General features: G+C 46.7%; 8 protein-coding genes. 6 read left to right on the forward strand and 2 right to left on the reverse strand.

Annotated features, from left to right (window positions below; genetic code table 11):
• Positions 1-6: 6 nt before the first annotated feature.
• Together recG and D829_RS0103555 are read left to right on the forward strand one after the other, a co-directional pair.
• A complete protein-coding gene (recG, locus tag D829_RS0103550; RefSeq protein ID WP_017687462.1) occupies positions 7-2,052 on the forward strand; it encodes an ATP-dependent DNA helicase RecG in 2,046 nt (681 codons plus the stop codon).
• A 115-nt stretch (positions 2,053-2,167) separates the two neighbouring features.
• Entirely contained in the window at positions 2,168-2,455 is a 288-nt protein-coding gene (locus D829_RS0103555; RefSeq protein ID WP_017687463.1) for a stage VI sporulation protein F, read from the forward strand.
• A 537-nt stretch (positions 2,456-2,992) separates the two neighbouring features.
• On the opposite strand, the gene D829_RS0103560 is transcribed toward D829_RS0103555, so the two are convergent.
• Both D829_RS0103560 and D829_RS0103565 read right to left on the reverse strand, forming a co-directional pair.
• Positions 2,993-4,573 carry a response regulator gene (locus tag D829_RS0103560; protein ID WP_017687464.1) on the reverse strand — a complete coding sequence of 527 codons (1,581 nt, stop codon included), beginning with the start codon at positions 4,571-4,573 and terminating at the stop codon, positions 2,993-2,995.
• A gap of 8 nt (positions 4,574-4,581) precedes the next feature.
• A complete protein-coding gene (locus D829_RS0103565; RefSeq protein WP_017687465.1) occupies positions 4,582-6,390 on the reverse strand; it encodes a sensor histidine kinase in 1,809 nt (602 codons plus the stop codon).
• Between the two features lie 131 nt (positions 6,391-6,521).
• Between D829_RS0103565 and D829_RS0103570 the strand changes: the two genes are divergently transcribed.
• The 4 genes from D829_RS0103570 to D829_RS0103585 all read left to right on the forward strand — a co-directional run bounded on the left by D829_RS0103570 (position 6,522) and on the right by D829_RS0103585 (position 11,217).
• The gene (locus D829_RS0103570; RefSeq protein WP_017687466.1) at positions 6,522-7,853 is read left to right on the forward strand and encodes an extracellular solute-binding protein; all 1,332 of its coding nucleotides are present in this window, start codon (positions 6,522-6,524) and stop codon (positions 7,851-7,853) included.
• A gap of 85 nt (positions 7,854-7,938) precedes the next feature.
• A complete protein-coding gene (locus tag D829_RS0103575) occupies positions 7,939-8,817 on the forward strand; it encodes a sugar ABC transporter permease (protein ID WP_017687467.1) in 879 nt (292 codons plus the stop codon).
• Entirely contained in the window at positions 8,814-9,650 is an 837-nt protein-coding gene (locus tag D829_RS0103580; protein WP_017687468.1) for a carbohydrate ABC transporter permease, read from the forward strand. Before D829_RS0103575 ends, D829_RS0103580 begins: the two co-directional genes overlap by 4 nt.
• Positions 9,651-9,663: 13 nt before the next feature.
• A complete protein-coding gene (locus D829_RS0103585; protein ID WP_017687469.1) occupies positions 9,664-11,217 on the forward strand; it encodes a family 78 glycoside hydrolase catalytic domain in 1,554 nt (517 codons plus the stop codon).
• Positions 11,218-11,907: the final 690 nt, after the last annotated feature.

Here is an 11,907-nt window from a genome sequence, read left to right on the forward strand (position 1 = left end):
TTAGACATGAAATTGGAAGAAATATCAGTTAAGCAAATTAACGGCGTGAGTGCTCTCAAAGAGGGAGAGCTTCACGCCTTTGGCATCTCTACTGTTAAAGACCTGCTTGAATATTATCCGTTCCGTTACGAGGATTATCGTCTGCGTTCACTTAGTGAAGTGAAGGATGGGGACAAGATCACGATCCAGGGACAGGTGATGGGTATTCCTGTATTACAACGATACGGCAAAAAGTCCCGTCTCACCTGTAAGATCATGACGGAAGAGTGGATGATTACAGCCACCTGGTTCAATCGCCATTTCCTCAAAGAACAACTTACCCCCAATCGGGAGATTGTGATTACGGGAAAATGGGAACAAAAACGCATGCAGATGACAGTGACTGACTCGGAGTTCCCCGATAAAGGCGATGGACGTTCAGGAACATTGCAGCCTGTATACTCGGTAACCGGCAAGCTGACGCAACAATGGATGCGCAAAACGATCAATCAGGGGTTAGTTCAATTCGGAGAACTAATTCCTGAGATTCTGCCTCAGTCCTTGATGAAGAAATACAGCTTGATGCCTCGTAAACAGGCGATTGCGGGGATTCATCGTCCACAGGACAACCGGGAAGGTCAACAGGCCAGACAGCGGATGGTGTATGAAGAACTGTTCCTGTTCCAGTTGAAGATGCAGGCGTATCGTGCGCTCAACCGAAATCGCATGGATGGTATAGTGCATACTACGGATAATACGACGATTCGTGAGTTTGTACGCAGTTTACCATTTGAACTGACAGACGCTCAAAAAAAGGTGGAGCTTGAAATTTTGCATGATATGCGTTCGCCCTATGCAATGAATCGGTTATTGCAGGGTGATGTCGGATCGGGTAAAACGGTTATTGCGGCAATTGCGCTATACACGACTGTTCGATCTGGGTTCCAAGGGGCTCTGATGGTGCCTACAGAGATTCTGGCGGAGCAGCATATGCGCTCACTGCAAAAGCTGTTTGAACCGTTTGGGGTAACCGTAGGGCTGTTAACGGGCAGTGTAAATGGACGTAAACGTAAAGATCTGATCGCCTCGTTGCAAATGGGCATGATTGATATCGTGGTGGGTACACACGCCCTGATTCAGGAAGATGTCTTCTTCCGTGATCTGGGTCTTGTGGTGACGGACGAGCAGCATCGCTTCGGGGTGAATCAGCGCAGCGTTTTACGTCGCAAAGGATATAATCCGGATGTGTTAACGATGACAGCTACGCCAATTCCACGGACACTTGCGATTACGGCTTTTGGGGATATTGAGGTATCCACGATCTCAGAACGTCCGAAAGGACGGATTCCAATCTCTACGTATTGGGTCAAGCACGATATGATGGAGCGGGTGCTCGGGTTTATCTCCAGAGAAGTGGATCAGGGCCGGCAGGCCTATCTAATCTGTCCACTCATTGAAGAGTCGGAGAAGCTGGATGTGCAGAATGCCATTGATCTGCATGTGCAGATGCAGCAGAACTTTCCAAAATATCGTGTAGGTCTGCTGCATGGACGGATGACGGCTGCGGAGAAAGAAGAGATGATGCGGGACTTCTACAGTAATGATATTCAGTTGCTTGTCTCCACCACCGTTGTGGAGGTTGGGGTCGATGTGCCAAATGCCACGTTGATGGTCATTATGGACGCGGATCGTTTCGGTCTCTCCCAGCTGCATCAGCTTCGTGGTCGGGTCGGTCGTGGTGCGCATGCTTCCTATTGTGTACTCATTGCTGATCCCAAGACGGAGGTTGGACAGGAGCGCATGAAGGTCATGACGGAAACGGAGGACGGATTCGAGGTATCCCGGCGGGATCTGGATCTCCGGGGTCCGGGCGATTTCTTTGGTACCAAACAGAGCGGATTACCCGAGTTCCGTCTTGCCGATATGGTTGCAGATTTTGCAGTGCTGGAACAGGCCAGAGATGACGTGACCCACTTAATTGAAGATGCGACCTTCTGGACCTCTATGGACTATGCACCTCTACGGGATTTCCTACAGCAACAGCAAGTATTCAAGGGTGATCTGATTGACTAAAGCTTGTCATGATAGCAGGTTTTTCGTATTACCTTTGTAAAAAAAGACAAGTGTACAAGCCCTCCCGACATATGAATAAGAAGTGAGTTCATTCTTTTGGGAGGTGCTATACGTTTTGGGTTATCAACAATATGGAATTAGTCCGCAGCTGGTGGAGCGGATCAAATTAAAGATGAAAAATCCCGCTGTCAAAGAGCGTATCAAAAAGTTGATTGATGGCGTGACCAAGTCTGATCTGCAAGATAAGGCCAAGGTCAGAAGGTTGGTCAAGTCTTCAGCAGTCATTATGAATGAGAATTTCTCTACGACCCAGGAGGAGCAGTTTGTTGCTTTTGTACTCGCGCAGAAGATTGATCCGAACAATACGTTTCATTTGATTAAGCTGTGGGGGATGTTTAGGTAGGGATTCGATGTAATGTTGGGTGGGATAAAGAGCGTTGTTTACACGGGGGCACTACGAGTGCAGTACCATCTTTCGATCGCTGTTATCCCCGGATTTTTTTGATTCCCTTTTCTAAAGGGTAAAATCCGGGGATAAAGGCGCACGCTTCGCTTCTTCAGATTGGTTCTGCCCTCTCCGTTGTTGTGTAAACGAAAGTACTTTAGAAAAACCAAATTACATCGAATGTGTATGAAGTAATTTTAGTGGGTGGGGCGTTCTATAAGTCAGGAAGATGACTTATGGAACGCTCTTTTGATTGAATAACCATGGACAAGCCTTGTGGTAATTACTCGGTTGAATATTCGTTGTAGTTATCGAAATGACCCATGACCTTGCTTGTGTTACCGCAAAAACAAAGTTTTCATTGAGTATGTTATGTTGGTTAAATCGACCATCTTAGTACTTGCGAGCTTCAAGGAATATGGGCTGATGGAAGAAGGCCAGTACCTGCCGAATGATCGCCAAGAACCACAACAACGAAAACAAGGAACTGGGCCATCATGCATGGCCTGGTTCCTTGTTGTTTGCGGTGAAGGATTTGTGTTGCTTTCGGTATTCCTCTGGGGTCCAACCGGTCAATTTTTTAAACACCCGAAAAAAATATTTTGGATTGTCGTAACCCAGCTGTTTGGCAACCCGGTAGATTTTATCGTCTGTGCTCGTTAAGAGCTGCTTGGCTTGACTGATCCGTAGTCTGTTTACGTAATCAGTGAAGTTCTCGGATGTCTTTTCTTTAAATAAATGACTGAGGTAACTCGGGTTCAGGTAGAACAGGGACGATACCCATTCCAGCGTTAAATCCTTGGTATAGTGATTATCGATATATGTCCTGACGTTGTCGATCACTTGATCTGATGCGTAGGGGTTGTCTTCCTTAAGCAGAAGAGCTGTTCCCGTCAGCACCTTTACCATGTAATGCCTAATGCACTCCATATCGAACGAGACGTTCAGGACGGCCTCCAAGCTGGAAGAGGCGCTACTGTTACCTCCGTTCTGGATATAGTTACTCAGCAGCCGTTTGGTTTCCGTGATAATGTCTCTGCACTGCTCTTTCAGGTGGGCAAGCAAGGCATCAGGCTGCCGTATGTAGAAGGCAAAGAAATCGGTGATAAGCTCTTCCACCTTCGGCACATTCCCGCTCTCTATAAAAAATAATAGTTCATACGTTCGAGCCCACTTCAGTTGATGCAAAGGAAATTGCTCCTGTGAAAACACGTAACATTTTCCAAAATCGGTAATGGCTCGTTCGTCCAACGCAAGGATCGTTTGATGATGAGCTTCTCGGACCCCACCAATGCCTGTATGAGGCAAGCTGATCCCCACACAACAATCCGTCGTTTCGGATTTGGTCAAAATTATACTCGCTGTTTGTATCGCCATTTTCTGCAAATCAAGCTGGCCTGAGCAACCCAGATCATGCATCAGGAAAAACAGTAGCTGATCCGTTTGTGGATGAGGAATGTACAGGCCATTCGAAAAGGTAGGTAGTTGCTGTGCTGTAAGCGGTTGAGGACCATAAATCGTCAATAAAATGAACTGGTCAGATGCCATGATGGTGGCAAATTCCGCAGAGCGGAACACAGGTGTTTTGATGGATGAATGGGGAGCCAGCACATAATTCAGGAAGGCTTGCATGTCTGTATCCCTTTTCATCTGCTCCGTTTCTACTTCTCTTAGGACGACTTCCCGCTGAAGAGAGCGCTCCTGTTCGATGGCATGGATGGCTTGGTAAAGCGTACCGTGGATCTCGTCCCGGCTAAAAGGCTTCAGCAGGTAATTTACAACTTTCGCAGAGATTGCCTCCTGCATATAATCAAAATCGGTATGTCCGCTAATGACAATTAACTTGATGCGCGGATATTGCTGGCATACTGTCCTGATCAACAGCTTGCCGTCGACCTCAGGCATGCGCATGTCTGTAAAGATAATGTCCGGCTTGAACGATTCAATCAAAGCTAAGGCATCTGCGCCGTTATCTGCTTCGCCTAAGAGTTCAAGCGAGTGCTCAAAAGTCCCGATTTTTTTCAACAAACCTTTGCGGATCAAGGGTTCATCGTCCACAACGATATACGTGTACATCTCTTTGGTCACCTCTTTTCCCAATTGGCCGGAATTTCGAGTGTAATTCGAGTTCCTGTATTCAAATCGGTATGAAACGAAAGGCCGTAACCCTCTCCGTAATACAAAGCAATTCGTGAATGCACGTTTTTGATGCCAATGCTTTGTTTATACCTTTGACCAACGGCGACGAATTCAGGTGGCTGCTGGAGCAATTGTCGAAGTTCCTCCGCTTGTGTTGAGGACATGCCGACGCCATCGTCCCAGATCTCAAACACGATGCTGTCCCCCTGAAACAACCCGGTAATGGTAATGGAACCCTTCCCACGTTTGTTCTCCAACCCGTGATAGATGGCATTTTCCACGAGTGGTTGTAACAGAAGTTTCAGCATGCGACGACTTCGAATTTCCGGGTCCACATTAAGGTTGAACGCGAACTTGTCACCATACCGAATCTGCTGGATGGCCATGTAGTTTTCTACATGCTGAAGTTCTTCGCTGACCGCGACCAGCTCGCTGTCCGTTTTGATGCTGTAGCGGAACATGTCCCCGAGTGACTTGGTCATCACCACAATACTCTCGACTTCTTCGATCTCGGCAATGCTATTAATCGACTCCAGCGTATTGTAGAGAAAATGGGAGTTGATCTGTGCTTCTAATGCCTTCATCTGGGAGTCCAGCATGAGGATTTTATTCTGGTAACTTTCTCGGATATGCGTATCGATATCTTTCATCATTTTGTTGAACTCATGGTAAAGGATCCCAATCTCGTCGACTTGCCTCGTTACTTGAGGCTTGATGGTCACAAAACGATGAGATTTGGTTTTACGCATCAGTTTGGTCAATTCGATGATGGGTTTGGTGATCAGGTTGGACAAGAAAAAGGAAAGTAGAAGGAAAATGACGGCACAACTTATGGCCACGTAGAACAGCAACTTTTGCGAGATATTGTACTCCTCATACAGCCGATTCATAGAGATGTTGGCAATCACGTTCCAATTGCGGCCCGGAACCTTCTGGATTACCGTCATCATGTTATCTTGGATGGATTTGTACTGTGAATTGCTGCCGACTTGATGCGTTGCCGCAGCCAGCGTATCGGAGAGAGGAGTGCTAACTCTACTTCCGTCGCTAGAGTACAAGATCTCGCCAGCGTCGTTTGCTAGATATAGATTGGACAAGCTTGGTGCCGGATTACGTTTTAGACCGTCAAAAATGTTCATACTGCAATCCAGCATAAACACGCCTAGGAACTCGTTGTTGTTGGGATCGTAGAGAGCTCTGGAGAAGCCAATGGATTCCTTGGCGTTAATGATGTAAGGTTTGACGCCAACTTCACCAATATACAAATCGCCTTTACGTTGGATCGTATTTAGATACCACTCATCGCGAAGTGCGACATAATCGAGGCGTAGGTCTGTGCCGCTACTGCCATAGCTTATCCATTTGCCATCTGGTGTGAAAAGGTACAAACCATTGATGTAATTGTAGCCAAGCAGAATGTTTTCAAAGATCAATTTCAATTTGCTGCGGATCATGAAGATTTCATATTGATCGTTGGTACCGTTCAACTTGATTAGTTCATCACTCACAGTACTGTAAGCGGTTGCATTGGAAGACTGCTGAAGGAGTGTGACGGAGATCCGGTCGATGTTCTGCAAAATTTCCTCCATGCTCTTGACAGAATTGCCTATAGTTGTCGACGTCACGAGAGAGGTCTGCTCATTCACCAGCTTCGTGTAACTGCGATAGGAACTGACAGAAACAACGATAATTGGCACGATCGATACGAGGACGAGGACCAGAAAAAGTTTAGTTTTGATGTTGAACAGAATCATACGTGCTCCTCCCGCCATTTGTCAATTCTAAAAATAGTGCACCATACGAGCCAAAACAAATGCACTTTTGCCCACAGTATGATGAGAATGTGCACAAAGCAAGAATAAACATGAATCGGGGGAATGACAAGATGAAAAATAGAAAACGATTGTTGCCTTTAACCTTGGTACTCCTCATGATGTTTCTGAGCGCATGCAGCTCCGGTAGTCAGGAGGGGAGCGGTACGGATAATAGCAACGGGAGTTCAGATGAATCAGGAAAGCCGATTACGTTGACGATGATGCTATCGGGAAACAAGGCGTCTGATGGAGAGGATTTCGAGTTGGAAACCTTGCCGCGTCTGGTAAAAGAGAAGTTTCCGAACATTACCCTTGAAGTACAGAAATTGCCTGATGATCAGTACAATACATCCGTACGTACCAAGCTTGCGGCTGGACAGGGTCCGGATATGTTCTTGATTTTTCCAAAGAATGCAGCTGGCGGCGTCAATGATTTCGCAAAGGCAGGATTTGCTGCTGATCTATCCGATCTGAAGTTCTGGGACAACATCAGCCAAGGTGCGAAGGCAGATATGTCCTATGAGGGAAAACCTTATGGAGTGGCCAAAGGACTAGACTTCCTCGGCGTTTATTACAACAAGGAGTTGTTACAGCAGGCCGGATATTCCGAGTTTCCGAAGGATTGGCCTTCGTTCCTGGAGTTGTGTCAAAAGCTGCAGGCTGCGGGCGTAACTCCAATTGCGATGGGGGATAAGGACCCTTGGATGATCCAATTCGGTATGTACCCGATTGCTGCCAATGTTGTCTATCCAAATGAGATGGATTTTGATGTAAAACTCCAGAAAGGCGAAAGATCGTTGACTGATCCCAAGTGGGTTCAAACGATCTCCAAGTACAAAGAGCTCTATGACAAGAACTATGTGGTGAAAAACTCGCTTGGCATTGGAAGTGCCCAATCTGCGCAGTTGTTCATCGATGGGCAAGCAGCCATGACCTTTACTGGAACATGGGACTATGCTTCCATGAAGTCCAAAGGCGCTGCCGAATTTACTCGCGGATTCGCCTCATTGCCAGGTAACGAGCCGGAACAGCCGGTGTTTGTATCTGCTGCAACATCTGCAGGATACGCTTTGAACGCCAAATCGGCAAACCTGGATGTAGCCAAGGAAGTACTGAACTACCTGTTCGATGGTGAATCAGATCTGTTCAAGGCATTTGTGGAAGCCAACAGTTCCATTAGCGTGTATAAGGACGTAAAACTTGAGAATGAATTGTTTAAGGAAGTGAATGACAACTATCAACAAACTGGGAATTCTGTCTACTTCAGCAACCAGATGTGGCCAGCCGGAGTATCGGACGTCATGCAGGCAAAGTTTGCTGAAATTATTGCTGGACAGAAAACAACGCCAGAAGATGTGGCAAACGCCATGGAAACCAAGTTCAGAGAGCTGTGGAAAAACTAGAACAAAACGATGCTGTCTGCTGTACAGGGGAGAATGATTGTCCTTCTTCCCTTGCCGCAGGCCCTCTTGGAAAGGATGGAGCAGGATGAGCTCTACTGTAATGAAAAAGTCCATGTACTGGTTTGCTTTGCCGGCATTGATCTTCTACCTGACCTTCTGGATCTTCCCGATCCTGCGGTTGTTCCAGTACAGCATAACGGACTATAACGGGTACGCCCAAGCCTATAACTATATCGGTTTCGACAACTATAAGGAATTGTTCCGGAGCGACATCCTGGGCATTTCTTTAAAAAATACACTGATCTATACGTTCGTCACCGTCATAGCTGGCAATATCATCGGTTTGGCAATGGCTTTGCTGTTAAACATGAAAATAAGAGGAACCGGGATTTACCGTTCCCTGGCGTATATTCCCACATTGTTCAGTGCGATTGTCGTCGGCTTTTTGTGGAGCTATGTCTATATGCCGGATTACGGACTGATTTCTTCCTTTCTTGATAAACTAGGTATCGCAAATGAACTGAATTTCCTGGGTGATTACTCGACCGCGCTGTATGCTATCATCTTCGTGGAAATCTGGAAGACGATCGGAACGACAATGATTATCTTCCTTGCAGGACTACAGACTGTTCCGAGCGACCTGTTGGAAGCCGGACGGATTGATGGCTGCGGCTCATGGAGATTGCTACGACATGTGAAGATTCCATTATTGGCAACAGCAATTACAATCAACGTGACGTTAAGTCTGATCAATGGACTCAAAGCGTTCGACTTCCCGTTTATCATGACGAATGGCGGTCCCGGCACGGCTACCAACACGCTGATTTATACCATCTACAAGATGGCATTTACCGAACAGCTCTTTGGTAAAGCTTCGGCTCTAGGCGTTATTTCCTTTGCCGTGATTATCGTCATTACCGCTGTCTTTGTCCTGAAAATGAACAAACGGGAGGTGTCGGCATGACGCTTCGTAAAGTTTTGGGGAAAGGGTCCGTTCAGGTCGTCGTGCTGTTGGTGATGGCCTTAAACCTGATTCCGTTAATTATTGCCTTTTCGACATCACTCCGAGATCCAAGCAACAACACAAATCCGCTGGTCCTGTTCCGGGAGATGTCCTTTGCAAGTTACAAGGCTGCCTTCGACCGCATGCACTTTCCGGAAGCACTATGGAACAGCGTGGTGTTAACCGGCGTATCGGTCGTGTTCGTTGTCCTGTTTGCGGCGATGGCGTCCTACCCGATGGCCCGTTTGAAGACAAAGCTAAGCAAGTTCATGTATTTGTTTTTTTTGTCCGGACTCGTGGTACCTGCACAAATGGTATTGATACCGATCGTGCAAATGATCAATGCGCTGCATATCCCAACGAATCAATATACGCCTATTTTCATGTTCATTACGTGTAGTCTGCCGTTTTCAACTTTCCTGTACACGGGCTTTATTCGAAGCGGTGTGCCTGAGGAGGTAGAAGAAGCGGCGCACATCGACGGGGCGGGATTATTCCAACGGTTCTGGACCGTCGTGTTCCCCTTACTCATTCCGGTAACGGTTTCGGTCATTATTACGCAAGGTGTCTGGATCTGGAACGATTATTTCTTCAATATGATCTTTATTTCCAGCGCAGGAGATTCACCGTTACCGCTGGCCATGCTCGGATTTTTGGGCGATCAGCAAAACCCCACGCAGTGGAATGTCCTGTTTGCAGCGTGCTTTCTGTGTGCGCTACCGTTGCTGCTGGCGTTTCTGTTTCTGCAAAAATATTTTATCGGTGGTATGACCGTTGGGGCGGTCAAAGGATAAGGAGGACACTGCAATGAGTGAAAAAGTGATAAACACAGCCTGGCTGGAAAAAGCGCAGGGTCTGATGCCGGAGCTTCGCCAGCAAAAGGTCTATCCGGAACATATCGTGAGCGCAGTTCCGGATGCGTCGGCTTTTCAGGGATGGCGTATCGAACCACTCGGCTTAGCAGAACACTTATCGGATCAAGTGCTGTGCAAGGGAGACAGTGTAACGCTGGATTTCGGAGAGCATCTCGTCGGTTATCTAACCTTGTCGCTTCTTAACGAGCGCAGTAATGCAGATGCACCTCTCAGGTTGAAGCTCACATTTGGAGAAATGCCCTGTGAGGTCGGTGAGGATTTTGCACAATATTCGGGTTGGCTTAGCCGTTCATGGCTTCAGGATGAGATCGTGAATGTGGACGTGTTACCCGGCACGCTAACACTGGACCGTCGTTATGCCTTTCGGTATCTGAAAATCGAGGTGGTAGAAACGTCGATCCGTTACGATATTCGAATTAACGATATATATTGCATGACGGTGACCTCAGCAGACATAGGGACAGTACCTCGATTGCCTGAAGGTATCGACACGGAGCTGCTGGAAATGGATCACGTGTCCGTGAAGACACTCCGGGATTGCATGCAGACGGTATTCGAAGATGGACCGAAGCGCGATCGACGTTTATGGATCGGAGATCTTCGCCTTCAGGCCCTCGTCAATTATGAAACATTCGGCTGTAATGATCTGGTCAAGCGCTGTCTGTATCTCTTTGCCGGAACAAGATTGGAGGGAGGCCAGGTAGGAGCCTGTTTGTACGAACAACCGAAACCGTACGTGGACGACATTTACCTATATGACTATGCGTTGTTCTTTATTGTGACATTATGGGACTATTTTGAAGCTACGAAGGACAGGGAAACGTTGGAAGAACTTTGGCCGGTCGCTCAAGAACAGATTGAGATCGGGCTTAAACGACTCGATGAGCGGGGCATCGTACAGGATGATGATACGTGGTATTGTTTTCTGGACTGGCATGAAGAATTAAATAAACAGGCGGGTGCTCAGGCAGTGCTCATCTATAGTATGAAAAGGGGAAGGTCGATTGCCAGAGAACTAGGGCTGCCGGAGTATGAAGAATGGATTAACGCACACATCAAAGACGCTGAGCAAGCAGCCCTCACATATCTGTGGGATGGTGAACAGGGCTTTTTCGTCAGTGGTGAAAAAAGACAGGTATCCTGGGCATCGCAAGTATGGATGGTTCTGGCTGAGATCATGGATGCTCCAGCGGCCCGGCAATTACTTGATCGGTTAACGAGTAACGGAGAAGCTATTGGCATGACCACACCGTACATGGTTCATCATTATGTTGATGCATTGCTTATGTGCGGGGAAGAGGAGAAGGCACTGGAGCAGATCCGAAGGTATTGGGGCGGTATGTTAAAGGATGGAGCGGACACTTTCTGGGAGCTCTACGACCCGGACGACAAAACGTATTCTCCTTATGGCAGCAATTTGGTCAACAGTTATTGCCATGCTTGGAGCTGCACACCAAGTTATTTTATCAGGCGAAATTTCTCATAAATTTTGAACTTGAGGTCAACCAGGAACGTCTGGTTGGCCTTTTTGGATTATTTTCAGATAGTATAGAGCCTGCCATGGCCTATTGTTTTTAATTATCTGTTTTATTCGTACCGTTAAAAGAACGAGTGGCTATTAACGAAGCGATAAATACTAATATTAGTATAAAGTTATACGGGTTTCCTTTAAGTATGTAGACTTGAACGATGAGTGCCAGAGTTGAGATGCTTAAGATTATTCGCAGGACAATCGCCGATAAGCGATCGGGATGATGGCTTCGTTTGGAGATAAAGTATAGGGTGTACCATAAAAGACTAAAAAGCAGAAGTGAACCCAAAAGTAGAATGGCAAGCATGTATGAACACCTTTCTGTATTAATTTTATTGAATAATTGGAATAACATGACAACTAATTATAACATAGGTTTTTCTGGAGTCCGACATTTTCATAGAAGTTAAGGGATGAACTATAGTGTGAATGGTGCAATATGGTTGATGTATTTTCACAGGATGGACTTTGCTTTCCACTGGGGGGAGCGGTAAACTGTTGCATACGAGCATACGAGCATACGAGCATACGAGCATACGAGCATACGAGCATAACGTAGCATACGTAACGGACATAACGAGGCGTACTAACGTACGGACCATAACGTAAGGCCAATTACGAACGTACCGATTAACGTAACGGACG

It is taken from the genome of Paenibacillus sp. PAMC 26794, from assembly GCF_000316035.1.
Classification (GTDB): Bacteria; Bacillota; Bacilli; order Paenibacillales; family Paenibacillaceae; genus Paenibacillus.

What these genes read in the sequence shown, in the direction of transcription:
- recG (WP_017687462.1), top strand. Translation starts at nt 7, where the DNA reads ATGAAATTGGAAGAAATATCAGTTAAGCAAATTAACGGCGTGAGTGCT.
- D829_RS0103560 (WP_017687464.1), bottom strand. Translation starts at nt 4,573, where the DNA reads ATGTACACGTATATCGTTGTGGACGATGAACCCTTGATCCGCAAAGGT.
- D829_RS0103565 (WP_017687465.1), bottom strand. Translation starts at nt 6,390, where the DNA reads ATGATTCTGTTCAACATCAAAACTAAACTTTTTCTGGTCCTCGTCCTC.
- D829_RS0103570 (WP_017687466.1), top strand. Translation starts at nt 6,522, where the DNA reads ATGAAAAATAGAAAACGATTGTTGCCTTTAACCTTGGTACTCCTCATG.
- D829_RS0103575 (WP_017687467.1), top strand. Translation starts at nt 7,939, where the DNA reads ATGAGCTCTACTGTAATGAAAAAGTCCATGTACTGGTTTGCTTTGCCG.
- D829_RS0103580 (WP_017687468.1), top strand. Translation starts at nt 8,814, where the DNA reads ATGACGCTTCGTAAAGTTTTGGGGAAAGGGTCCGTTCAGGTCGTCGTG.
- D829_RS0103585 (WP_017687469.1), top strand. Translation starts at nt 9,664, where the DNA reads ATGAGTGAAAAAGTGATAAACACAGCCTGGCTGGAAAAAGCGCAGGGT.